Annotated in this window: 20 protein-coding genes; 18 read left to right on the forward strand and 2 right to left on the reverse strand. The window is 46.1% G+C overall.

Going from position 1 to position 24,426, the window contains the following annotated elements:
• The first annotated feature begins 153 nt into the window (after positions 1-153).
• The 4 genes from WDN47_05005 to WDN47_05020 are packed head-to-tail and all read left to right on the forward strand — an operon-like array spanning position 154 to position 5,815.
• Positions 154-954 (forward strand): class I tRNA ligase family protein, encoded by an 801-nt coding sequence (locus tag WDN47_05005; protein ID MEJ0021899.1) that lies wholly within the window; start codon positions 154-156, stop codon positions 952-954.
• Entirely contained in the window at positions 920-3,496 is a 2,577-nt protein-coding gene (locus tag WDN47_05010; GenBank protein ID MEJ0021900.1) for a class I tRNA ligase family protein, read from the forward strand. Before WDN47_05005 ends, WDN47_05010 begins: the two co-directional genes overlap by 35 nt.
• Positions 3,493-4,035 carry a DNA repair protein RecO gene (recO, locus tag WDN47_05015; protein MEJ0021901.1) on the forward strand — a complete coding sequence of 181 codons (543 nt, stop codon included), beginning with the start codon at positions 3,493-3,495 and terminating at the stop codon, positions 4,033-4,035. Before WDN47_05010 ends, recO begins: the two co-directional genes overlap by 4 nt.
• Before the next feature lie 4 nt (positions 4,036-4,039).
• On the forward strand, positions 4,040-5,815 hold the full coding sequence (locus WDN47_05020; GenBank protein ID MEJ0021902.1) for a hypothetical protein: 1,776 nt from the start codon (positions 4,040-4,042) through the stop codon (positions 5,813-5,815).
• 72 nt (positions 5,816-5,887) lie between these two features.
• Here WDN47_05020 and WDN47_05025 read toward each other — a convergent pair whose 3' ends face one another.
• A complete protein-coding gene (locus tag WDN47_05025) occupies positions 5,888-7,006 on the reverse strand; it encodes a M23 family metallopeptidase (GenBank protein ID MEJ0021903.1) in 1,119 nt (372 codons plus the stop codon).
• A 483-nt stretch (positions 7,007-7,489) separates the two neighbouring features.
• On the opposite strand from WDN47_05025, the gene WDN47_05030 reads away from it, so the two are divergent.
• The 13 genes from WDN47_05030 to WDN47_05090 all read left to right on the forward strand — a co-directional run bounded on the left by WDN47_05030 (position 7,490) and on the right by WDN47_05090 (position 23,557).
• Positions 7,490-9,493 carry a UvrD-helicase domain-containing protein gene (locus WDN47_05030; GenBank protein MEJ0021904.1) on the forward strand — a complete coding sequence of 668 codons (2,004 nt, stop codon included), beginning with the start codon at positions 7,490-7,492 and terminating at the stop codon, positions 9,491-9,493.
• Positions 9,471-10,280 (forward strand): 16S rRNA (adenine(1518)-N(6)/adenine(1519)-N(6))-dimethyltransferase RsmA, encoded by an 810-nt coding sequence (gene rsmA, locus WDN47_05035; GenBank protein ID MEJ0021905.1) that lies wholly within the window; start codon positions 9,471-9,473, stop codon positions 10,278-10,280. The genes WDN47_05030 and rsmA overlap by 23 nt, the downstream gene beginning before the upstream one ends.
• Before the next feature lie 109 nt (positions 10,281-10,389).
• Positions 10,390-10,827, forward strand: coding sequence for a hypothetical protein (locus WDN47_05040; GenBank protein ID MEJ0021906.1), 438 nt, complete (start codon positions 10,390-10,392; stop codon positions 10,825-10,827).
• Positions 10,828-10,831: 4 nt separating this feature from the next.
• On the forward strand, positions 10,832-11,788 hold the full coding sequence (locus tag WDN47_05045; GenBank protein ID MEJ0021907.1) for a hypothetical protein: 957 nt from the start codon (positions 10,832-10,834) through the stop codon (positions 11,786-11,788).
• The gene (locus tag WDN47_05050) at positions 11,775-13,496 is read left to right on the forward strand and encodes a hypothetical protein (protein ID MEJ0021908.1); all 1,722 of its coding nucleotides are present in this window, start codon (positions 11,775-11,777) and stop codon (positions 13,494-13,496) included. Before WDN47_05045 ends, WDN47_05050 begins: the two co-directional genes overlap by 14 nt.
• Positions 13,497-13,547: 51 nt before the next feature.
• A complete protein-coding gene (locus WDN47_05055; protein ID MEJ0021909.1) occupies positions 13,548-16,400 on the forward strand; it encodes a hypothetical protein in 2,853 nt (950 codons plus the stop codon).
• Positions 16,397-17,875 (forward strand): hypothetical protein, encoded by a 1,479-nt coding sequence (locus WDN47_05060; GenBank protein MEJ0021910.1) that lies wholly within the window; start codon positions 16,397-16,399, stop codon positions 17,873-17,875. The genes WDN47_05055 and WDN47_05060 overlap by 4 nt, the downstream gene beginning before the upstream one ends.
• A 55-nt stretch (positions 17,876-17,930) precedes the next feature.
• Positions 17,931-18,389 carry a putative toxin-antitoxin system toxin component, PIN family gene (locus WDN47_05065; GenBank protein ID MEJ0021911.1) on the forward strand — a complete coding sequence of 153 codons (459 nt, stop codon included), beginning with the start codon at positions 17,931-17,933 and terminating at the stop codon, positions 18,387-18,389.
• 100 nt (positions 18,390-18,489) lie between these two features.
• Positions 18,490-18,921, forward strand: a complete 432-nt coding sequence (locus WDN47_05070) for a PrgI family protein (GenBank protein MEJ0021912.1) — start codon at positions 18,490-18,492, stop codon at positions 18,919-18,921.
• A gap of 106 nt (positions 18,922-19,027) precedes the next feature.
• On the forward strand, positions 19,028-19,726 hold the full coding sequence (locus tag WDN47_05075; GenBank protein MEJ0021913.1) for a hypothetical protein: 699 nt from the start codon (positions 19,028-19,030) through the stop codon (positions 19,724-19,726).
• Positions 19,727-21,559, forward strand: coding sequence for a DUF87 domain-containing protein (locus WDN47_05080; protein ID MEJ0021914.1), 1,833 nt, complete (start codon positions 19,727-19,729; stop codon positions 21,557-21,559).
• 3 nt (positions 21,560-21,562) lie between these two features.
• The gene (locus tag WDN47_05085; GenBank protein ID MEJ0021915.1) at positions 21,563-22,516 is read left to right on the forward strand and encodes a hypothetical protein; all 954 of its coding nucleotides are present in this window, start codon (positions 21,563-21,565) and stop codon (positions 22,514-22,516) included.
• A 9-nt stretch (positions 22,517-22,525) separates the two neighbouring features.
• The gene (locus WDN47_05090) at positions 22,526-23,557 is read left to right on the forward strand and encodes a hypothetical protein (GenBank protein ID MEJ0021916.1); all 1,032 of its coding nucleotides are present in this window, start codon (positions 22,526-22,528) and stop codon (positions 23,555-23,557) included.
• Positions 23,558-23,774: 217 nt separating this feature from the next.
• Here the strand turns inward: WDN47_05090 and WDN47_05095 are convergent, their stop codons facing one another.
• Complete coding sequence (locus tag WDN47_05095; protein ID MEJ0021917.1) at positions 23,775-23,954, reverse strand: hypothetical protein; 180 nt, start codon at positions 23,952-23,954, stop codon at positions 23,775-23,777.
• A 71-nt stretch (positions 23,955-24,025) separates the two neighbouring features.
• Between WDN47_05095 and WDN47_05100 the strand changes: the two genes are divergently transcribed.
• Entirely contained in the window at positions 24,026-24,259 is a 234-nt protein-coding gene (locus tag WDN47_05100) for a hypothetical protein (GenBank protein ID MEJ0021918.1), read from the forward strand.
• Positions 24,260-24,426 lie beyond the last annotated feature (167 nt).

Consider the following 24,426-nt stretch of genomic DNA (forward strand, 5'->3'; position numbering starts at 1 on the left):
CCGACGAGCCGGTAGAAGAAAACCCATAGAACTACCCGCAAGTCCTGCGTAACAGGGCAGAATTAAGAGCCAAATTGGGTTGGTACCTTTCCCGACAAGCCGGGAGAACCCAAAGAAAGTGGCTTTTTATTTTTTCCGCACCATAACGAGTTTATGAAGCAAACTTTTAAACCAATCGATCCGAAGCCTGACTTTCCCAAACTTGAGGAAGAGGTCTTAAAGTTTTGGGAAGACAATCAGATCTTCCAAAAATCTTTGGAGCAGACGAAAAACGGCAAGCCGTACGTTTTTTATGACGGCCCGCCGTTTGCTACAGGTACACCGCATTACGGACATATTTTAGGTTCAACTGTAAAGGACCTGTTTCCGCGCTATCAGACTATGAACGGAAGATTTGTCCGCCGCCGCTGGGGCTGGGACTGCCATGGCCTGCCGATAGAAGAGATAGTTGAGCGGAAATTGGGGATCTCAGGCAAAAAGGACATTGAGAAGCTGGGCATAAAAAAATTCAACGAAACCTGCCGCTCAATGGTTTTGGAATATGTGGGCGAGTGGCGGAAGACCATCCGCCGAATTGCGCGCTGGGTTGATTTTGATAATTCTTACAAAACCATGGATCGCGACTACATGGAGTCCGTCTGGTGGGCATTCAAACAGATCTATGACAAAGGGTTGGTTTACGAAGGCCGCCGGGTGCTTCTTTATTGTCCTCGTTGCGAAACGCCGGTTTCAAATTTTGAAGTGGCTATGGATAACAGTTATCAGGAAGTCACAGAAGAAGCGGTAACCGTAAAATTCAAAATCCAAAAGCAGAAGAACACTTATTTATTGGCCTGGACGACCACCCCCTGGACTTTGCCGGGCAATGTGGCCTTGGCTGTGGGTGCGGATATTGATTACGTAAAAGTTAAAGCAGGCGATGAGTTCTATATTTTGGCAAAAAAAACTGAATAAAGACGGGACAATTATTGAAGAATTCAAAGGCTCCAAACTTGTCGGCTTGGAATACGAACCGTTATTTGATGTGCCTGATGTGAGATCAGACAAGTCATTTAAAATTTATGCGGCTGACTTTGTGAATACCGAAGACGGCACCGGGGTCGTGCACACGGCCGTGGTTTACGGTGAAGATGACTATGATCTGGGGCTGAAAGTCGGTTTGCCCGTGGTTCCTTTGCTTGATGAAAAAGGAAAGTTTAATGATAAGGCGCCGAAGTTATTGCAAGGCGTATATTTTAAAGATTCGGAAAAAATCATTAAGAAAGACCTTGAGGGCAGGGGATTGTTGTTTGCAAAAAATCAGCACAAACATTCTTATCCGCATTGCTGGCGCTGTGGTACGACGCTTTATTACAATGCCATCCCGGCCTGGTTCATGAATATCCAAAAGATCAAGAAAGGCCTTTTGGAAACAAATGACAAAGAGATCAACTGGTTCCCCGAGCATCTGAAACACGGCCGGTACGAAAAAAGCGTGGAAGCAGCCCCTGACTGGAATATTTCCCGCAACCGATACTGGGGCAACCCGATCCCGGTCTGGAAGTGCGAAGACGGGCACAATACCGTGGTTGGCAGTATCAAGGATCTGGGTTTGGAAAGAAATACTTTTTATTTTTCAAGACACGGCCAAGCTGACCTGAACCTTACGATGGTGGCCAGTAATTATCCGGAAATTGTTATCAGCAGCCTGACTGATGAAGGAAAAAAACAAGCCGAAGCATTAGCGAATGACCTCCGGAAGAGCGGTGGTGTTGATCTGATATTTTCATCTGATTTGAAACGGACAAAGGAGACCGCAGAAATTGTCGGAAAATTACTCGGAGTTAAAGTGGTCGAGGATGAACGACTGAGGGAATACAATGTCGGCACATATAACGGCAAACCGGACGCTGACTATGACCGCGATTTTCCTGTTGAAGTGCGGTGGGATAAAGCCGCTCCCCAAGGGGAAACCTGGAAGCAATTGCAAGAGCGGATGGTTGATTTTACTGAAGAAATCAATAAAAAATATCAAGATAAAAAAATACTCGTTGTTTCGCACGGCGACGCGCTATGGATGCTACAGAAATATTTTGGGTCAGAGCGAGAATACCCGAAGTTTGGCCAAGTTTTTGAAGTGTCCGTCAGCGTAACGGATCTGCACCGGCCGTATATTGATGACATCGTTTTGAAGTGCAAACAATGCGGCAAGGACTCTCATAGAACGCCGGAAATCTTTGATTCCTGGGTGGAGGCCGGTTCCATGCCATTTGCGGAATATCATTATCCAATTGATCAGAAAGAAACATTTGAGTCACGCTTTCCGGCCCAGTTCATCTCCGAGTATATTGCCCAGACCAGAGCCTGGTTTTACGTCATGCATGTCATCTCTTACAATTTATTCGGTAAAGCGCCGTTTGAAAACGTGGCGACCACAGGCACTATTCTGGCTGAAGACGGCGACAAGATGAGCAAGTCAAAAAATAACTATCCCGACCCTTGGATCGTGATCGATAAATATGGCGTGGATGCCCTGAGATTTTATCTAATGAATTCTTCTGTCATGAACGCTGACAATTTGAACTTCAGTGAGAAGGAATTGGGGGTTGTTTACCGCAAAAATATTCTGATCCTTTGGAATATTTATAATTATTTTGTGACTTATGCCAATGAAGCTGATTGGGAGCCGAAGGGACCCGGTTACAAACCGGATTTGACAAATGTTCTGGATCTTTGGATCGTAGCCAAGACACAAGATCTGGTAAACGAAGTTACGGAGCAGCTGGATAATTACAACACTGTGCGCGCAACGAGAGCGATAGAAAATTATATCAATGAACTTTCGACTTGGTATGTGAGAAGGAGCAGAGGACGAAAAGACAGCCATTTCTTCGGTAGCCTCCGCCATGCGCTGATGGTTCTGGCAAAAGTTTCAGCTCCCGTAACGCCTTATCTGTCTGAACTGATCTACAGCAATTTGAATAAAAATCCGGATGTGATCTCGGTGCATCTGGCCAAGTGGCCGGAAAAGAAAGAGTTGACCGCTGAACAAAAAGAAATCTTGAGCCAGATGCAGTTTGTCAGAGAAACGGTGGAACAAGGGCACGCGCTGCGGAAAAGATCAAACATAAAACTGCGCCAGCCTCTGGCCTCGGTTACCTATACGCTTAAAGATCAGTTATCAAAAGAATATGAGGATATTTTGGCTGACGAACTGAATGTCAAAGCCGTAAATTTCGGCAGCAAGCTTGAGTTTGATCTGAACATATCCCCGGAACTCAAAAAAGAAGGCTTAGCGCGCGAACTGGAACGGGCTGTTCAGGATATGCGCAAAAAGTCAGGCTTGCAGGTTGGCGAACAGGCCGATTTATCGTATGATACAGATGATGATGAATTAAAAGCCGCTTTTGAACTGTTCGACACCAAAAAGACTTATATCGGGAAGATTTCTCGGGAAAAGGGCGGAGAAATCGTTGAAATAGACGGGAAAAAAGCGGCGATTGCGTTAAAAAAGTGAAATACAAGAAACTTACAGGAATCATCTTAAAGAAACAAAATTACAGGGAAGCCGATCAGATTGTCAGCGTTTGGAGCAGGGAAGCCGGGAAAATAAGGGTTTTGGCCAGATCTCTGCGCAAACCTGCCAGTAAGCTTAACTATGCCATGCAGGACCTGTCCGAAGTTGAGATTTTTGTTGCAGGCAATCATTTGCCGACCTTGATCGGGGCCAAACCCATCCGGCAATTCAAGAGCCTGGTCCAAGATCTGAAAAAGACGGCAATTGCGTTCTACGCTTCAGAGTTAATGCTGAAAATGACCGCTGACGAACATCCAAATCCGCCAGCCTATGATCTGCTCTCTGATTTTTTGGGCAAACTGGAAGAGCAATCAGCGGTAAATGATTATTTTTTGATCGACGGCTTTGCTTTGGGTTTGGCTTCCGTATTAGGATTTGGTTCTCCCAAGAAATCCAATTCTCACATTGACGTTAACAGGTTTATCGAATATATCATCGAGCGCAACGTTAAATCCGAACCATTCTTAATTTCAGTTTAAGTTTATGCCCGACGATCAGATTTTTGACGAGAAAACCCGCGAAGAGATACCAGTGGATTTCAACCGGCCGGAAAGCGGCTGGAAGAGATTTTTTAAAAATAAAAAAATAATCATCCCGTCGGCCGTGGCAATCGTTCTGCTCGGCGGAATTTTCTGGTATTTTTTGTCCCGGGGGACCACTCCAGTCAGCCCTACATCCACGAACGTTTTGCTGACCGTGAAAGGTCCGGACCAGCTGACCTCAGGCAACGAAGCGGAATACGATATTAAATATCTCAATGGCGAAAATGCCGACTTGGTCGGAATTTCGATGGAAGTTTTTTATCCGTCCGGTTTTACATTCAAATCATCTACTCCGGTCGCCACGAATTCCACAGGCCAGGCTTTTAACCTGCCGATCTTAAAGCAGGGGGCGAGTTTCGAAATCGTGATCAGAGGAAAACTTTCCGGTTCCACGGGCGAGGATAAGGAAATTAAGGCCCGGTTGCATTACCGCTTGTCCAACTTCAACTCCGAATTTATAGTGGAGCAGAGCAAACATACCGGTATTTTGCCGCCCAATCTGACCATGGATATCAACGGTCCGGTGGATGTCGTGAACGGCCAGAACACGACATATACCATAAATTTTACCAATGTTTCTTCGCAGGATTTCGATAACCTGGCAGTACAGCTGACCTATCCCGAGGGCTTTATTTTTACTTCCAGCGTCCCGGCGCCTGCCAAGAACAACAGCTATTGGATCATCCCGAAACTTGCGAGCGGCAGTTCGTCGAATATCAATATCACAGGGAGTTTTACGGGGGATTCGTCGCAGGATTTGCTGGTCCGGGCCGATCTTGGGCAAATTATCAATAACACTTTTGCACCGCAGCTGGTTTCCACCGCTACTTTCAAGATCATTCCTTCTTCCTTAGCGTTGACAATCTCATCGACATCCAAGGACTACATCAAACTGGGAGACAGTATCCAGTACGCGCTGAAATATTCCAATCAGGGGAGTATCGGCTTGAGCAATATTATTATCACCCTCAATCTGGACAGCCCAGCGGTGGATTTTACAAGGCTCACGGCGCAAAATGCGATCATCACCGGCAATACCCTGACCTGGAAAGCTGCGACCACGCCCGCCCTTGCGGCTTTATCTCCCAACGACAGCGGCGAGATCGATTTCTCGGTTCCGGTTAAGGACAATCTGCCGACCAATCTGAAAAACCAGTCAGTCACAGCGTCTGCAACAATTTCATCGGATGAAATAACCCAGCCGACTCAGGCCACGGCTTTGGTGCTCAAATTGATCTCCGGCCTTGATCTTACAGTTGACGGCAACTATGTTTCCGGCGTAGTTCCCATGCAGGTCGGCCAAACCACCATTTTTGCCATGACCTTCACGCTTTCTAATTTAAGCAATGATGTGTCGGGAACCACAGTCACGGCATCTTTGCCCTTGCCGCCAACCGCATGGAATAGTGTAATAGTCCCGGATTCGGAAAAACAGCGCTTAAGCTATGATCCCAATTCGGGAAAGATCAGTTGGAAGATCGGAACCCTGCCGGCATTCACCGGCAAGTTCACTCCGGCTTTGGTGGTAACATTCCAGCTGCAGGTCACGCCCACGGAATCAGACCGCGGCAAACCGTTAAACCTGCTTTCGAATGTGCAGGCGGTGGGTACCGACACTTTTGTCAATCAGCCGATTCAAACCCAGAATATAAGTTCTGTATCCTCATCAAGCATTAATGATGATGTCTTGAATGTAAAGGGATCAATAGTACAGTAAACGTGTAACTTGTAACTCAAAAAAAAACCGGAAATCAATTCCGGTTTTTATTACATGTTTTGCGTTACATTTTTAGGGCCTTACGTATGCCAGCGGATTAACTCGCGTGCCGTTCTTTATGATCTCAAAGTGCAAGTGGATACCTGTGACTCCGCGAACACGTCCGGTGTGGCCTTGTTTGGCGATCAGCTGGCCCTGCTTCACAGTATCACCGGCTTGCACGTAAAGCTCTGAAGCATGCCCATAGCGCGTTTTAAAACCATTGCCGTGGTTGATGACGATCGTGTTGCCGTAGCCGTTGGCCTGATAACCTGAGATTTCAACGAACCCGTCAGCCGCAGCATAGATCGGCTCCATTTTGCTGTCGGAAATATCCAGCCCGGTATGACGGGAGGAGAAGCCCTGCGTGATGTTGCGGACCGGGGTCGGCCATATGAAATTAACGGGTCCCGACAACAGATTATCCGGAGCAGCGGCTTGTTTTAAGGCGACCTGATTGCTGTCATCGCGGACGAACTGGGAAGGAGGTTTTGGCTTTGTCGGGACAGTGACATTATCCAAAGGGATGACTACAGTGGCGCCTACATCCAGATCGTCAAAAGATTCGATATTGTTGGCGTCAAGAAAATCATCCTCAGAAACCTTATATTTATTTAAGATCGATTCCAAAGTATCACCTTCCTTGAGCGTGTAGGTAATGCCGGTGATCGGCAAGATCGTCAGTTCTTGCCCCGGTTTTATGACGCTGGTCGTGTCCAGCTTATTTTCCATCATGATAGTTTGCGGGGAAATTCCGAAGCTGGTCGCGACACTGACAACAGAGTCGCCGGGCTGGACGCTGTATTGGGTCAGGCCCTGGCGGTAGTTGTTCTGGGTATCAGCAGGATTGGTTTTTACTATCACGTCAGCCTGGATGGTGGTCGGGTCCGCGGTTGGAGTTTTTGCGCCCACTGACGCGCTCGCCAGGACTATGCCAAGGGAAGACTGGGCCTGCGCCGTATTTACGAACTGATCGCTGCCGGCCATGATCGTAGTGGTATCGCTGGAAGCCATGAGCCTGGTGTTCAGTTTCGGGTTGGCTTTAAGGAAAGAAAAAATCACGCTTTGATCATCGGAGGAAGAGATGAGGTTGGCGTGAGTGCTTAAGGAAAAATTAACCAAAACCGTAAAAGCGGCGATAGTTAAAACCACCAATTCCAAACTAAAACGGGCGACATAGTCCGGAACTGAGAGGGGAAGGAGATGGCGGGAGTGAAGAGACTTGAAAGGATGGATAGTGAACTTGCTATTCGATTTCCAGGATTCTGCGAACTTTTTGAGCGAAGGGATGAGGAAGGAAATAAGAACTCCTTGTATACACCAGTCAAAGGCTCACTTTTTCAACCGCAATAGGGATAAATAATCCGTAAAGTAAGCCAAATTATGGGCTAAATGTTCTTACACAAAACAACAATATTCGTAGCCCCAATCTTATCAAAATTAGCTAATTTGGTCAACACTTTACACACCGCTATATGTGCAAAAGTTGAAAAAAGGGCCAATTCAGGGGCTAATTTTCGTTATAATATCCACAAAAGAGCAGGTGACAGGTTAAAGATGATAGTAGGCAGCAAAAAAATGCGGTTTTTTTATAACCTACAACCTAAAACCTATAACCTGTATAATGCATGAGCCATGAAAGAAAATTTAGGGCTTAATCAAGCTCAATTAGAAGCTGTCACGGCCCCGATGGGACCGGTTTTGATTTTGGCCGGCGCAGGCAGCGGCAAAACGCGCGCTTTGACCATGCGGATCGTTTATCTGATAAAAAAGATCGGTTTAAGCCCGCGCAATATTTTGGCAGTGACGTTTACCAACAAAGCCGCGGGAGAAATGAAGGAGCGGATCACGAAACTGCTCGGAAAGAACCTTGATGGTTTGCCGACCATGGGAACTTTTCATTCCATTGGGGTTAAGATCCTGCGCATCGACGGAAAATTAGTCGGGCTTGATCCTAATTTTTTGATCTACGACAGCCAGGACCAGGAAAGCCTGATCAAAGATATTTTATTAAGACAGCGCGTGGACCCGACCAAATACAAGCCGTCAATGTTCGGCGCCATCATTGACCGGGCGAAAAACAATCTGGAGGAACCCGAGGATATGGAGGAAGACGATAAGGCTTTTTCACGGACGGTAAAAAAAGTTTATGAGACTTATCAGGAGGAGCTGCGGAAGAACAATGCCGTGGATTTCGGCGACCTTTTGGTTTTACCGGTCAGGATCTTTCAAAAGCATCCCGAGGTTTTGGCAAAATACCAGAAACTCTGGCAATACATCCTGGTAGACGAATACCAGGACACGAACTATGCCCAGTATATTTTTACCAAACTCCTGGCCGCGGCCCATGAGAATATTTTTGTGGTCGGGGATGACGCACAGGCGATCTACGGTTTTCGCGGGGCTGACCTGCAGAATATCCTGGACTTTGAAAAAGATTATCCCAAGGCCCGCGTCATCCGCCTCGAGCAGAACTACCGCTCTACGGCTCCGATCCTTTCTATCGCGGAAAAGATCATTGAATTAAGCCCCCGCCAGCATAAAAAAAAGCTCTGGACGGAAAATGAGCAGGGGAAAACCCCGGTCTTGTTCGTGGCCCCGGATGAACTGGCAGAAGCTTACTTTGTCGCCGGCAAGATCATTGAACAGCAGGACGGGAAGTCAGAAGAGATGCAATACGTGGAAGAGGATGACGAGACAATCCTGGGACGAATTATGCGCAATGCCAAATCCAAGATCTTGCCCAAGCTTAGGAACCGGAACGGACTGAACAACATTGCCGTGCTTTACCGTACGCACGCCCAGTCGCGCGTTTTGGAAGAAGTTATGATCGAGGCCTCGATCCCTTACCAGATCGTCGGCGGTTTGAAATTCTACGAACGCAAAGAAATTAAAGATATCTTGAGTTATTTGAGGCTTTTGGTTAATTCCAATGATCTGATAAGCATGAAGCGTGTCATCAACACCCCTCCACGCGGCATTGGTCCGAAGACCTTTGACTTGCTCAAAGAATCTTTGCTCGAAAAGAACGAGAAATTGCTTGGTGAATTGATGGCAGCCAAGCCTGCGGTCAAGAATTTTTTTGAAATGCAGGATCTGCTGACCAATCTGGATGAAAGCGGCAATCTGCTTGATCTGCTTCGCCAGGTCCTGAAACTGACCGGCTATGAAAGTTTTTTGCGCGATGGGTCGGAAGAAGGCGAAGGCCGATGGGAAAACGTCCAGGAACTGTTCAATGTGGCCGGCAGTTTTCGGGGGTTGCCCTGGAAAGAAGGATTGAATCAGTTTTTGGAAGAAGTGGCGCTCATGACCTCTGCTGATGAAGTTGATATGAATTCTCCGAAAGTAACTCTTATGACCTTGCATCAGGCGAAAGGCTTGGAATACGAAACCGTGTTTCTGGTGGGGCTGGAGGAAGGCTTGCTGCCCCATGCCCGCTCTTTGCTTGAACCAAAAGACATTGCCGAGGAAGTGCGCTTGGCTTATGTGGGCGTGACCCGCGCGCGAAAAAATCTGTATCTGGTCTATGCGCAAACGCGCAAACAGTACGGCATGAGGAATGTTTCGATACCGTCAAGGATCCTCAAAGCCATCCCTGAAGAATTATTGGACATCCATGAATCAAATCAATACTGGTGAACTGAAAGATTATTTCCGCGCGCGGGGACTTAAGCCCAAGGATTACATGGGTCAGAATTTTTTGATCGATGCGGATGTGCTGGGGGAGATCCTGAAAGTTGCGGAGCTCAAACCAACCGATATCGTATTAGAGGTTGGCCCTGGTCTTGGAGTTTTGACAAGGCAGTTGGCAGATAAGTCAAAAGAGATCTGGGCTGTGGAAAAAGATCATAAATTAATCCCTCTGCTTAACATAGAATTGAAAGACAAAAAAAACGTTCATATCGTGCATGATGATATTTTAAGATTTCATGTCGCGGAAAATATCAAAGGAGATTATAAAGTTGTCGCCAATATCCCTTATTATTTGACATCAAAGTTAATTCAGAATTTTTTGGAATTACGAAACCCGCCGAAACTTCTGGTGCTCATGGTCCAGAAAGAAGTGGGGGAACGGGTGGTGGCAAAACCGGGAGAACTTTCCGTACTCGGAATATCCGTGCAGATCTATTCAGACCCTGAAGTTGCATTAAATGTCTCCAAACAAAGTTTCTGGCCTGTGCCTGAAGTGGATTCAGTGATACTCAAAATTGTCCCAAGCAACAAATACCCGCAGATCAAAGACAAAAAATTATTTTTCCGCATTATCAAAACAGCTTTTTCCGGCAAACGAAAACAAATTCACAACACGATAAAAGATCCTGCAGCTTTGCAAAAAGCGGGGATCGATCCCAAAGCCAGACCGCAGGACCTCTCAATTGAGCAGTGGATCGAGCTTTATAAAGCCTTGGAAGCATCTGATATCTGAAAAAGTGTTTTGGGGCTTGCAAAGAATCAGAATCTGTGCTATAATATATATATAGTTTGAAACGGTTTTCGAAACAAAAACCAACAAAAATCAATAAAATAAAGCCGAAATGAGAGATTTGGCAAGCCTAGTTTTGAGCTTGTCATTCCTTATTTTGAGAGACGGCATGTTCATGTCAAGAAATAAACAAGAAGCAACCAGATTATTTGCACTAACAGTAATACTTATTAGTGTGCTGTTTTTGCCTCATACTCATAAGGCTCAGGCGCAAGCGGCAGGCCTGCCTTTCGGCGGCCGGCTTTTGTTTACTACGCCCCCAATTATCACAGTATTTGTCAATTGTCCTGCTATAGCTACCGTTTCAAATTTTGGACCAGGACCAAAAGTTTTGCATTTACTACTGCCTCCGATACAACCTAGATCTTTTTATAATTTTTATCTTCCCGGGGTCGCAGTTTTAGGAACATATTTTCCTACCCCGCTTCCTTTTAATTGTCCAATAGCGCCAATTTTTCCAGCATTCTATTTTGGGACAAGCGGCAGATAAAAAAATGTTCAGAAATAAAAAACCAAAAAATCAATACGGAACGTTTGCTACCGACAGGCCACAGAACAAAAAAACTGCGAAAATTTTAATTACGGTTTTGCTGGGCGTGATTTTTGTTTTGGGCGTTGGTATTGCTTTGTTTAGGAAAGCCAATAAGCCTGTCCAGATAGCCGAAGTGCAGCAAATTTCAGCTACGATCCCGGGATGGTGGTATCAGCAATATTTCGGTTCCAGCGTTTGTACTCCTCAAAGCAGCAATTGGAATGTTTGTAAACCCGACGCTGATCCAGACCACGATGTATTGACCAATGCGCAGGAATTTTATTATCACACCGATCCTAATAATAACCACACCGTTGGAGATAAAATGTCTGACGGACAATTGGTCGCTGGTGGATTTGATCCGAGCAAATCAGGAAAAATTACTTTTGATCAGGCAGCCAACGACGGGAATATTTTTGGAGAAAGTTTGGTTTTTGACAAAGACATAAAAAGCATGATTTCGGATATGACCGATGTCAATAATGCACCTTTACCCGACGTTAGTGATGCGAGCATCAAAACTTCGAATGACAATTCGAAGCAAAGCATTAGTGATTATTTAAACCAGCTTAACAATATTTTTAAGAAATATTTTCCAGATGACGTCGACATTGCAACCCTGATCAAGGTTCAGGACCCCAACGGCCTGGATGATTTGAGAACAAATACTGCCAAGGCATTGTCGGAAACAGAGCAAATTACGGTTCCATCTGACGCTGTGCAGCTTCAGAAATATCAAATTGGCCTGTTGCAAACTATTCCTTTAATCATGGTTTTGCCTTCCCAGAGTGAGCTGTCTGACACAACGAACGTAATTAGCAACTCTTGGTATGATAGTGTCCGTACTTACACTTCATTGGTTCAAAAGACCGGCATTGAAGCCACGAAATTAGTGAAAAAATACAATGTCGGTAAATAGAATAAAAAAAACAATCTCGATTGGCTTAACTGGAAGCATTGTTTTATTGCAAGTTTTGTTTTTTTCATTGGCTTCAGCTCCTTCTGTAGCTCACGCGGATGATTTTCCTTTGCCGTCAACCTTTATTCCGCCGTCAACAATAGCAATTACCGTGCCCACAACAACGGCGTTGAACATACCCGATCAGCTCGATAATAAATACATTGCCATTATGAGGGGCATTGCTTTTGCCGCAGTCCAAAAATTCACCTCAGTTTTTATCAATAAATTAACGGAGAAATATAAGATCAGGAACTACCTCTATTATGACCAAGTTTTAACTAATTATTATTTAAGCAATTATATTAGTGATAAGATCCAAGACCCGAATTTGCGGCAAATATACGGCTTGATGAACGCAGGTTATGTAACAGGCCAATCAACAGGAACTACCGGAGGACCCGATCCGAACAAAGCTCTAATCCCAAGGCTTAAAACTGCGATCAATAATTATTATCAGAATAATTTTGGCGTGTCAGATAATGTGATAACCAACAATCCGAATAATTTATCGGGCTATGATTATTATTCCACTGCTTTCAGTTATTATCTCAACCCGCCGGGTTATGTGTATCAAAACCTCCAGGGACAATTTGGGGCATTCCAGTCAGCCGCCACGACAGCGGCGCAGCTGGAAGTAATAGTCGGCAACAGTCTGAAAGCCGGGCGAGTTGTCGGAGGTTTTTGCAGTAATACGACCGATAACGTTTCCTGGGGCGATGGCTGGGCGCCTGCTTCATGTGTAGCCTCCGGCGGCAAATGGAATGCTTCGGCTCTGGATAATGCCCGATCTTTTATCGATAACCCCACCACTTTTATAAATAATTGGTTACAGGGAGTTATATCAAGCCAGACCAACACCAATTTTGACCCAAATAACTTTTGGTACGCGATTGGCGGCGCCTTAGGAAACTTTTTACTTAATTCATTAACCGCCAGTTCCAGTAGCAGTGCAGTAATAAATGAAGATCCAAATCACCCTTATGTTCCATCAAACAATGGGGGAATTACTTCGGGGGCAAATATAGATATTGATGGCGACGGGATAGCAGACGGATTTTCTGTCAATAATAACGGTATAATTGATAATTGTTTCTTTGGCGGCACAGCTCCAAATAATTGCGTCGGATCGAAAACTGCGCTGGCTCCGCCACCAGCGGGGGGAACTTGTACTGTGACCAGTACGGGCACGGCTGGCACACAACCGGATTCAATTGATCTGAATTCCGTTGTATATGAAGCAGGTTCACCTAATGTCGCCGGCTGGGCCCAGACCGCGACCATCACAAATCCCGATCTCTCTGCAAATGGTTCAATTGATTTTACTAAGAAAGATGGTCCTGACCGTTGGCCAGATCAGCCGTATACTGCGGGAAGCGCCGACACAATTCAATACACTATCTGGTATTTCCTGTATATTGACGGCCAATGGTATGGAGCTGCGGTGGTTGATCAGTGGTTTGGAAGGCCAGGCAATGGAGGCGGCATTTATAATTCCAATCCGCCGCTCTGCAATTGGGCAACCGGCAGCCAGTACGGTCCGATGTTCGGGCATATGATCGTGCCAGGCGAGAAAGTCGGAATTATGGTTACTGCAGGAGGGGTGCGGCAGAACCATGATTCAAATATCAAAGAGAGATCAGACGTTGTAGTTGTGCCGGCACCTTGATGTGCTGTTAAATTTGAAAAGATGAAACAAAAAGCAAAAATTAGTATATTTATGAGTTCAATCTTGGCAAGCTTAGTGTTTGCTAATTTTGCTTTGGCGCAGGCAAATCCTCCGATTATTGTCACAAATCCTTTTCCTTCCACGACTACTACACCTTCTACACCCGATACTATTACTTCGGCTGAGCTCATCCAGATGGATAAGACTGGGCAACAAATGCGCGATGCCTACACGAATGGTGCCGGGACCTTCACGGGCTTTACCCATAGCGTGGAAAGCTGGTCTTATGCGCCATTTGATACATATAAACAACAATGCAAGGCCATTGGTGATAAACTCGCCCAAGCGTTCCCAAATACTGTGAATACCAGCAGCGGTGTGAGTACCACCGTAGGTCTGAATACTATATTTGATCCGTACAATTTTTATTGCACCTGGGGCAGGTATACGGGAGTTTCCACAACACCCGACAGCTTAGGAAGGAATATTACTGTTGTAAAAGATGACCAAATTGATAATTTGAGGATCATGAAAATGAGCGGCGGTTCCATCAGTTCCTTGCCTGAAATTCAAAAGAACAGGGAAGCCGCGCAGGCGGCATCGGATAATCAAAGAGCTTCGGTCAATCCTTTAAGCCAGGCGGTAGGCTGGGTTATATCGTTTATTTTGAATGTGATTACATATGTACTTTTGGCATTGAGTTCTTTGGCCGGCATAATATTGAACTGGTCAATTGGGAATTTCGGATCGGCAATTCAGAGCGAAATAGTATTGAGCGGATGGACAATTGTGCGGGATCTAATGAACATGTTTTTCATTCTTGCGTTTATCGCTATGGCTTTGGCCACAATTTTACAGATCGGAGAAGAGTACAACTACAAGCGCTTACTGCCAAAATTGATTATTATGGCTTTACTTATAAATTTCAGCAAAGTCATTGCCGATACGCTGATCAATTTTTCCAATTTTTTAACGCAAGTATTTGTTCCGGCGGGCGGGTTTGGTGATTTTGGTCAATTTATTTCAGGGCTTGTAACTCAGGGCCAGGGACCGTTGGGCCTTTTTATTACCAGTTCCGGCGGAGCGGCAGCGGCATTGGGTCAAGGCATCCTCAAAGTCATAACAGCACTAATTATTACGTTCAGTTTTTTGGCAATTGCCGGATTGCTGCTGGTGAGGATAGTCGGGTTATGGGTTCTGACCGTGATCTCTCCTGTAGCATATGCTTTAAATATTTTACCCATCACTGAACACTATGCTCGGGAGTGGTGGCAGTGGTTCATCAAATATTTGATCTGGGCTCCTGTATCAATTTTCATGTTGAGAATAGGGGAACAACTGATCGCTATTAAAGGCTCGCTTACCACCAATGATATGTTTAGTTTTATATTGGTTTCGTTCTTCATGTTTTCGGCGGTGCTAGTGGCGCAAAAAGCCGGCATGGTGGGAGGCGATATGATAATCAACGGAGTAAAAGGCGGAATGGCATTTGCCGGCGGACTCGTGGGAGGAACCGTAGGGAGAGCGTATACAAAGCGAATGAATGCCAATGCTGATGCCGCAACTGTGTCCGGAAATACATTCAGAGCGGGGCTGTATAAAGCCGCTGCTTTCTTGAATCCTGTAGCGGCGAGGAAGGCTTTTGAACAGCGCAGCCACCATCTCGAAGAAGAAGCTTATGGTCCGGCTGTAGGCGCGATGCACGATACTTTGAACCGCGTTATGCCGACTGAATGGCACAATTTAGGCAATGTACTTAAGGGCCAGGCTCCAAGTTTAGGCAGAACGACCCAGTTTGGCCAAATAGAAAGCAACCGCGTCATAAACAAGAAAGTTAAAGAAATTAACGAAGCCGGTTTGACGGAAAAGCAAAGAAGCGAGGGATATATGTCATCCTCCCATTTGGTGGATAAATTGGCTTATGGCCGGGCCATAGCCATGAATAACGGTCAGGATGGCTTGGCTGGTGAAAGAGGTCAGAAATATGATCCTACAGCCTATAAAGAAATGATATTTAAGGATTTGATCGCGGCGGGAGCTAATCCTTTGCAAGCCGGGCGGGAAGCGAATTATATTTCTGAACTGTCCGATGGAAACAAGAAAATCCGGGATTTGGGAGCGGGGGTTGAGGCTGATGTTGACGGTAAACCGCGCGCGACAGTTGATCTATCTGCAGTTATAGACTTAGGAAAGAAAAATTTTGACGGACCGGATGGATTACAGTCATATTTAAAGAAATTAGGAGTTATTAATCCCACTACAAACCAATTTGAAGATCGAACGGGAAATGAGCTGGGAGTTGTCAATAATATGGATGATTTTAATGCCTTGTTGAATAAAACCGGCATAACAGAAGATGAGAAATTATATGATGGCAAGGACTTCAGGCATGAAATAATGAGCGCCCGCGGAGCGCTCGAAGCCGATAGGCGCGGGAAAAGATGGGACGCTGAAGATCTGGCTAAGGCATTGGAGCCTGCAGGCACCCATGTCCAGGAATTAAACGGAACATGGGAACATCTTAGCGGCCAAGGCTCAAGATTTTATCAAAGAATGAATCCTTCCGTCGGAGCTGCAATTCCGGGAATGCGCAGAACCGCGCCGCGTATGCAAGCCACGATAGGAGGCAGTATAGATGTTAATGGTAAAATTGATTATAGTTCAATACCAACCGATCCCAAAAAGCTAAAAATTTTAGTGGAGAATGTCCATTCCGGGCCTGAAGTTGCTTCTGGATTACTGACAAAGGGTAACATTGATTTTACAACCGCAGAAAGGATAAGAGATCTTGTGAATGCAGAATTAAAGGAATATAGAAATTCGAAAAAAGCCACAAAAGAATTAGTTGTTGCACATGATAGGAATGATCCAAATAAAGCGGTATTTACAGTTAAACCAATATGATTATAAGCGGGATTACTCTTGAAAATTTAGATAAAATTGATCTGAGCCAGCTTCGGGATCCGAATTTTTTTTCCAAAGTTGAGGATTTCGTTTACGGGCTTGATGCGGAAGGAAGTCCGGATAACGCCCGGGTGGTTTTCCTGAGCCTTACTGATCTGATCAGCAAGGCCGACGATAACCGCGAGACTTTAGCCAAAAAATATTTTCCGATTTTATGCGCGCTTAGGTTAATCGGTTTGAGTTCTGTTTCCGATCAGGAAAAAGAGTCGTTTATTTCTCAAAATTTAACCGTACTCCTGAATCAGGATTATGCAGATTTGAAATATTGGCTGAATTTTCTTTTCGTTTCCTACGGTTACGATGAAGAATTGTCAAAAAATCTTCAAAATCTTTTTATTTCAGCTATTTCGCAAAGCAACAGCAGAATAGGCGACAAAGACATGAGGATTTCGACCGGTCTGGTTAAGCCGTTCGTAAAAAATTGGATATATGATTATAACGGCTCCTCGCTCACGTATCAATCAAAAAAGACCGTAGCTGATGAAACCTCTTATACTAATCAATCACCAAATGCCAAATTATTGAGCAAGCTTGAAAGAATCACTCTGTTAAAATTATTGAGACTGTATGATTGGCTGCGTTTTGACGCCGTAAAACCCAAGCTAGAGGTTGAAGAGCCGGCGCTCCCTGCAGAAATCCTGATAACATCAGTAAACTATCCGCCGGTGGCTCCCGGAGTTGCTGCCAAGCCCGTACCTGCAAAGCCTGTTTCGGATTTTGATAAAAAGTTAGCAGGGGTTGCGGCATCCACTGCCCACGGCCAGGATCTGGAAGTAATTCGCAAGCAAATGGAGCCGAAACAGGCAAACCCCGCACCCAGCCTTCGAACATTTGAAAAGACTGCACCTCCTTTGGCTCCTGCGGAAATAAGGCGAGAGGTCGGGACACAAGAGTTGCAGGCGCACCAAGAAACGGTCAGGCCGGTTTTCAAGCCAGCACCTGTTGCGCCAGCGCCCAGGCCGATTGCTCCAAAACCGGCAGCCAGTATTTATCCTTCCAGTCTGCCAACGCCTCCGCCACCCGTCCGACGGTTGGATGAGACACCTTATCAATTAGGGGGAGAAGCAAAAATTGGGCTGCACTCTTTGGACAAAATTAATGTCATTGAAGATCTGAAAAAAGTAGATGTATCGGTTCTGCGAGAGGGACCGGTTGACGTTCAAACCCAGGCGTTAAGATCGAAAATTCTAAACCTGGCAAATGCCAACAAGATCTTACCTTACTACACGGTCAATGCTTTTGAGCAGAGTCCTCTGTTCAATGCCTACCTAGAGATCGGCTCTGCGATAATTGCCGACAACAGTTCGGACCGGAAAGCCGCGTTTAAAGTCGCCGCAGCCAAGGTTGGGAGCCAGCTGACATTCCAGGAATTCGAAGCAATAGCTGATCTGAAAAAAGAGATAGAAAGATTGTAAAAAAAGGAAAAGCTAAAAGTCAAAAGATGTGATACAATAAAGACATTGCGTAAGCATGTCTTTTTATTTTTTTATGCTCAAAGTTGTTATTGACACCAATTTGCTTATTGACGGTTCCGAGGATTTTTATAATTTCGGCAACCGGATCATTGATCTGGCCATCAGCGGGAATATTGAAGCTTATGCCAACAAAGCGACGCTGAGGGAAAATCAGTTCTTGGCCGAAAAAAAAATTCATGACGAGGGCTATTTGAAGAAGCTGAAATATTTTTTTGATGCGGTCAAACCTGCTGAGTCAAGCGCTCATTTGAAAGTTGTGGAGGACAGCGAAGACGATAAGATCCTGGAATCAGCCGTTTCGGCCGGCGTGGATTACCTGATCACCTCAGATCATCATCTGCTAAAACTCGGAAAGTTCCGCGGCGTCAGAATTGTCCGACCGGGCGCGTTTTGGCAGATTTGGGAAGATGAGGGCGAGGGGTGGAAGAAGTGGATAAATAGCTTCCTAAAATAGGTTATTGGTCAAAGAAAAACCCCGAAAGGGGTTATTTTGGTAAATAATAAATATATGGTATAATATTTAGGAACTATAGACATTAGACACCAAAAGAAATATGCAATTCGCAGTCCCACAATTCACGGATGTTGAGGATAAGCTCATTGGCCCGCTAACCTTGAAACAATTCCTTTTTTTGATGGCCACGGGCGGGATCGTTCTGTTCTTTTATTCTCTGCTGAAGCTTTCCATCTTCTTTTTTCTTTTTGCCGTTCCCACCGCTCTTTTGGGTATCGGACTGACTTTCGGAAAATTTAACGGCCGGCCTCTTTTTGGCTATTTGGGAGTTTTTTTTAGTTTCGTGTCCCGCCCTCAGACCAGAATTTTTAAAAGGGAAGAACAGGATGAAATTATCAGCACCGAGAAAGCCAAGCCAGTGGCTGCAAATATCATCCCCGCGAACATAGAGCCTGCCGAAAGCCGGCTTAAGAAACTGGCGTATTTGCTGGATCAGAAAACAGAAGAGGAAAAGGAATTATTGCAAAAATAAAGCCCCACACCAAAATAATATGAATTTTTTTCAGGAACTAATTGTAAAAAAAATAATTAATACGCCTAAATCAAATTTCTTGATCTGGCGTTTGGTGTGGGGCTAAATGGCCAAGCAGGAGATGCAGAATTTAACAGGCAACAAACCCACGGCTTCTACCCAGAAGTACTTGGACATTGCCGAGATCAAGGAAGATACGATAATTATGCGCGACGGGTCATTGCGCGCGGTGATCGTCATTTCCTCGGTCAACTTTTCTTTGAAAAGCGGTGATGAACAAAACGCCTTGATTTCCAGCTACCAGAATTTTTTAAATGCGCTTGAATTTTCGATCGAGATCGTGATGCAGTCAAGGAAATTGGACATTCATGCATATTTGGATAAACTGCGCTCAACCATGCAGCAGCAGACCAATGAATTGCTGCGAATGCAAACTCAGGAATATATAGAATATATCAGCAAGCTGATCGAGTTCGCCAGCATCATGAACAAAACTTTTTATATCGTCGTGCCTCTGACAACGGGCGCGGTCAAGAGCGGCATCTTCGCAAAACTGACCGGATTGTTCAGCCCCGCAAAAGCAATTTCCACCCAGAAGCTCGGGTTTGAGAGTTCGCGCGAAGAATTGTTAAAGCGCACCAATCAAATTTCCGCAGGCTTAGGTTCCATGGGGTTGAAAACGATCGTTTTGAACACCGAGGAGTTGGTCGAACTGATGTATAACAGCTACAATCTTAACACTGCCACCCCGATCAAGATCAAAAGCGTTGAGGACCTGGGCTTAGGCCCGCAACCAAATACATAAATGGCATTATTTTCAAATAAACAACCTGATCCGAACCGCCAGCTCCAACGTCAATTGGTGGAGAAAGAGCGCGAGTATAAAAGAGGTTTGAATACGCTCCGTGATCTGATCGCGCCGTCGGCATTTCGGGTCAGCCAGAATTCTGTTGAAGTTTCCGGAAAATTCGCGCGTTCGTTTTTTATCCTCTCCTATCCGAGATTTATTTCAGTCGATTGGCTGGCGCCCATAATCAACATGGACACGCCCATGGACATGGCCATGTATATCTATCCCATGGATACGGCTGAGATCATGAAAAAGCTCAAGAGCAAAGTAGGCCAGCTGGAATCCGGCATGAAATTATCGGCTGAAAAAGGCAATGTCAGGGATCCCATGATGGAAACGGCTTTCCAGGATGTGGAAGGCTTGCGCGACAGGTTGCAGCAGGGAACTGAGCGTTATTTCCGCTTTTCCATATATTTTACGATCTATGCCGGCGACGAAAAAGAGCTTGACCAGGCTTCGGCCAGTTTGGAATCGATCCTCGGATCCAAACTGATCATTGCCAAACCGGCGGTGCTGCAGATGGAACAGGGCTTCAATTCAACTCTCCCGTTGGGCAATGATGAGCTGGCGATCGCTCAGAACATGAATACCGAGCCGCTGTCCACGACTTTTCCTTTCGTTTCCTCGGAACTTACATCCAACGACGGGATCTTATATGGCATCAACCGCCACAACAACAGCCTGATCCTGTTTGACCGGTTCCAGATGGAAAATGCCAATTCCGTCGTGTTTGCCAAATCCGGGTCAGGCAAAAGTTATGCCGTGAAGCTTGAGATTCTGCGCTCCCTGATGCTTGGCACCGAAGTGATCGTCATTGACCCTGAGAACGAATACAAGCATTTGTCAACGGCGGTCGGCGGATCGTTCCTGAATATATCGCTGAATTCAGAATCGCGGGTCAATCCTTTTGATCTGCCTCGCGGCATTGAAGGCGAGACCAACGAGGATATTTTGCGCGCGTCCGTGGTCAATCTTCTGGGACTGATGAATTTGATGCTCGGCAAACTGGATCCGACGGAAGAGGCGGTGATGGACCGGGCGCTCTGGGAAACTTATGCAAAAAAAGATATAACCGCCAACGCGGATTTCTCCAACATCGAGCCGCCGACCATGCAGGATCTGGTGGAGATCCTGACAGGAATGGTGGGCGGCGAAAGCCTGGCGCAGCGCCTGACCAAATATACGCAAGGAACTTTTTCCGGAATTTTTAACCAGCAGACGAACCTGAATTTGAACAATCAGCTCGTGGTTTTTTCGATCCGCGACCTGGAAGACACTCTGCGCCCGATCGCCATCTATGTAACATTGAATTATATCTGGAATGTTGTGCGCGCCACGCTTAAGAAACGCATTTTGGTCATCGATGAGGCCTGGTGGATGATGCAGCATGACGATTCGGCCAAATTCCTGTTCGGCATAGCCAAGCGCGCCCGCAAATATTATTTGGGCGTGACCACGATCACCCAGGACGTGTCTGATTTTTTGCAGTCGCCTTACGGCAAGCCGATCGTCACCAACTCATCCATCCAGCTGCTCCTCAAGCAATCCCCGGCGGCGATCGATATGATCGTCGAGACTTTCTTTCTGACCGAAGGGGAGAAATATCTGCTCCTGGAATCGGATGTCGGAGAGGGGATCTTCTTCGCCGGCATCAAGCACGTGGCAATCAAGATCATTGCATCATATATGGAAGACCAGATCATCACCACTGACCCGAAACGGGCGCTGGAAATAGAAGAGGCGAAGAAGGAACTGCAATCGCAACATGCACAAACGCCGCAGGAATAATTTATGGCAGATTTAGACGAGGAAGAATTAGTTGAGCGTCAGCACGCAGAAGAATCATCGTTTGAGGAACAACAGAGGCAGGATTGGGAAGCGCGCCAGCAGCAGGACCGATTGTTGAGAATTCAGCAAGAGAGAAACCCAGAAAATCGTGTCCAAAAAGCTGCCAATGCGGTAAAAAAGATTCAAAAGTGGTCGGAACGCTATGAGAAAGCTTCGGCGATAATTACTTTTCTTGCTGCAACGTCTGAGATTTGGGTGCCGATTTTAATAGTTTTAGTTACTGTGATGATTGCTGTTACGGTGTTGATCGCCGGCTGCAATTCAAGCGGGATCAGCGGGTATTTAGCTGCGGGTGCTTCTAGGGTCAGCGGTGCATTGAATAGTATAGGTCTTACTTCATTTCCTCCGGATGTCTGTAAAAATTTAACGTTTAACGGCGGCACCAGTGGCGGCGCGGGCGGAGGCAGTGGATTTGGTACAGGAGTTGGTTATACAGGAGGCAGCAGTGATGCAGAAATACGTGCGTATCTGCTTGCGCTTGGTATTACAATCAATAAAAATGATTGCGCTCCAGGACAAACAACCAATTGCACTTCGCTCGACGGCATGCAGACTTCAACCATAGACGAAATTACAGGCATTGCTAGGGATTGCGACGTGGCGACTAATCCTGAAGGACCGCCGGACAATGCATGTGAAATTCAAGTGACAGGGGGAACAGAAGACTCACATGCAGAAGGCGTTTGTAGCCATGCCAATGGTTATAAAGTTGACCTGGCTTCTACCGCGGCAATCAACAGCTATATTCTTAATCCGGTATATTTTACGAGAAACGGAACCCGAGGCGATGGCGCCCCTTTGTATAAACGAAACAGCGACGGGGCTACTTATGCCGATGAAAGAAATATTCCCGGCGGCGGACCGCACTGGGACATAACCGGTCCCGGTTGCGGATAATAAAAATATATGAATAGACGATTAGTTATAATTCTAAGTGCGGTTGCTGTCGTGATCGTAGTTGTCGGGGTGCTTTTGAGCATTGCAGTACGCAAACAGAATCAGAAACAACCCACGGCTGCAGTGTTTCAGGTCAAAAAAGTTTTGGATGAAGCCGTGATCTCGCCTGTCGCGTCTTTTGACAACAACGCGATCTGGTATTTCAATTCCGAGGGCCGGCTGTTCCGGATAAACACAGACGGATCCGGCTTGTCGGAATTCCCTCTGCCAGCGCTGTCAAGCGGGCTGCTGAATAGAGTTTTGTGGCCCAAAACCGGTTCCGATTTTATGGCGATAGTCGGATCCGGAAGCAATGAGATCAAAAATTATTACAACAGCGCCCAGAAAATTTATATCAATCTGCCTGCTAATATCCAAAGTATTGACTGGATGCCTGATTCGCAGCGCGTGGTGTATATCTGGAAATCAGGTGACAACATGCACCAGCAGTTAGTTATGGCCAATGCCGACGGCACGGGTTTTACGGCGATCAAGGACGTGTTTTGGCCGGATCTGGTTGTAAAAGCGGGCAATGACGGCAAAACCGTTCTGCTTTACCGCTCAGGCATCCAAGGAGACAGCAATAAAGTTTATTATGCAAATTTGGACACGGGAGTAATCGCTACGGCTGTGGATTCAGGAAAAACTATTTCTGCCCAATGGCTGCCGGTAGGCAGCAGGTTCGTATTTGCCCAGATCTCGCTCACGGCCTATCCTAAATTATATCTTTATGATTTTACCAACCACCAAGCGGTGGATTTGAGCTTGAATACCACGCTTGACAAGATCACTTTTGACAGCGACGGCAAATACATGTATGCGGCGGTTCCGAAGAAAGACAATTCCGGCGATATCTTTGTTAAAGTGGATTTGACCAGTTTCAAACAAGAAACTTATTTTGAGCCTGACCAGAACATCAGTGCAACACGATTATTTTTGGCCGGCAGCCAGCTTTATTTCGTGAACAGCCAGGATCAGAAATTGTATACTATAAGCAAATAAGGGCGTTCGGATACTGCAAAAAAATGGAATAAAAAAAGCCGGATGGATCTATAATCCATCCGGTTTGGATAAATAACCGGACAGGCTGGGGACAGCCGCCCGGTTGTTACCTTGGGATGAGGGTTGCTCACCTTCGGGTAACACCCTTGAAAAGTCTAAAAGGTAGCAAGATAACATGCCCCTTTGCTGTCTTTTAGGCTCTTCAGAGTCCCAACGATTAAGTCGCGGCTTGCGCCTGTGATGTTTTCGTTTGCGGCGAGGGTACTGCGACCTGCGGCAGAAGCTTGATTGCCCGATCTACGATCTCTTCCGTTGATAGAGTCGTATTTTGGCAACAGTCTCGTGCACCGCGGGTTGCGGCCACCCAGTCTTCTACTCTGGCGGTCCGACAGTTCATATTGCTTCTTGAGCTGAACTGCGGTTCGATCCTTGGGAGCGACGAACATAAAACAAATCGCACAAGTCTCCATGCAAGCTCCTCAGGTAGTTGACGAATTTTTGAGGGGAACCAGATGGAGTGTTTTCACGGTGAGCGCGAATGCACGAAGCGCCTCCGAAGTCAACGGCGTTACCAGGAATGTAAATGCTCCGGTTCAGACGTTTCTGAAGTGGATGTTGTGGGATCTCAGCAGGTCCACGATGGACGGATCCTCAAAATCCACGAGTCTGGCGTTGATCGGGGGTGGCGATGGCGTCGCCTGACAGATCCAAGGCTTTCAGGGTACGGTATGACTTTGGTCCCGTCTTCCGTAACACCGACCGCTTGGAACTCAGGTTTGCTCAAACCCATTCGCGCCAACGCATCTTTGAACTGCGGTGTACTTGGCGTCCTTGATGCGCGCTGCAACGGGCGTACTAAACACGAAGTG

This window comes from Candidatus Doudnabacteria bacterium, from assembly GCA_037200925.1.
Taxonomy (GTDB): Bacteria; Patescibacteriota; Doudnabacteria; order UBA920; family O2-02-FULL-48-8; genus JBDTSL01.

Excerpts from the sequence above, each read along its gene's own strand:
- WDN47_05030 (MEJ0021904.1), top strand. The coding sequence starts at position 7,490 with ATGAAAGAAAATTTAGGGCTTAATCAAGCTCAATTAGAAGCTGTCACG.
- WDN47_05045 (MEJ0021907.1), top strand. The coding sequence starts at position 10,832 with ATGTTCAGAAATAAAAAACCAAAAAATCAATACGGAACGTTTGCTACC.
- WDN47_05055 (MEJ0021909.1), top strand. The coding sequence starts at position 13,548 with ATGAGTTCAATCTTGGCAAGCTTAGTGTTTGCTAATTTTGCTTTGGCG.
- WDN47_05070 (MEJ0021912.1), top strand. The coding sequence starts at position 18,490 with ATGCAATTCGCAGTCCCACAATTCACGGATGTTGAGGATAAGCTCATT.
- WDN47_05080 (MEJ0021914.1), top strand. The coding sequence starts at position 19,727 with ATGGCATTATTTTCAAATAAACAACCTGATCCGAACCGCCAGCTCCAA.
- WDN47_05065 (MEJ0021911.1), top strand. The coding sequence starts at position 17,931 with ATGTCTTTTTATTTTTTTATGCTCAAAGTTGTTATTGACACCAATTTG.
- WDN47_05085 (MEJ0021915.1), top strand. The coding sequence starts at position 21,563 with ATGGCAGATTTAGACGAGGAAGAATTAGTTGAGCGTCAGCACGCAGAA.
- WDN47_05095 (MEJ0021917.1), bottom strand. The coding sequence starts at position 23,954 with ATGAACTGTCGGACCGCCAGAGTAGAAGACTGGGTGGCCGCAACCCGC.
- WDN47_05005 (MEJ0021899.1), top strand. The coding sequence starts at position 154 with ATGAAGCAAACTTTTAAACCAATCGATCCGAAGCCTGACTTTCCCAAA.
- WDN47_05020 (MEJ0021902.1), top strand. The coding sequence starts at position 4,040 with ATGCCCGACGATCAGATTTTTGACGAGAAAACCCGCGAAGAGATACCA.
- WDN47_05075 (MEJ0021913.1), top strand. The coding sequence starts at position 19,028 with ATGGCCAAGCAGGAGATGCAGAATTTAACAGGCAACAAACCCACGGCT.
- WDN47_05060 (MEJ0021910.1), top strand. The coding sequence starts at position 16,397 with ATGATTATAAGCGGGATTACTCTTGAAAATTTAGATAAAATTGATCTG.
- WDN47_05100 (MEJ0021918.1), top strand. The coding sequence starts at position 24,026 with ATGCAAGCTCCTCAGGTAGTTGACGAATTTTTGAGGGGAACCAGATGG.
- WDN47_05040 (MEJ0021906.1), top strand. The coding sequence starts at position 10,390 with ATGAGAGATTTGGCAAGCCTAGTTTTGAGCTTGTCATTCCTTATTTTG.
- WDN47_05050 (MEJ0021908.1), top strand. The coding sequence starts at position 11,775 with ATGTCGGTAAATAGAATAAAAAAAACAATCTCGATTGGCTTAACTGGA.
- WDN47_05010 (MEJ0021900.1), top strand. The coding sequence starts at position 920 with ATGAGTTCTATATTTTGGCAAAAAAAACTGAATAAAGACGGGACAATT.
- WDN47_05090 (MEJ0021916.1), top strand. The coding sequence starts at position 22,526 with ATGAATAGACGATTAGTTATAATTCTAAGTGCGGTTGCTGTCGTGATC.
- rsmA (MEJ0021905.1), top strand. The coding sequence starts at position 9,471 with ATGAATCAAATCAATACTGGTGAACTGAAAGATTATTTCCGCGCGCGG.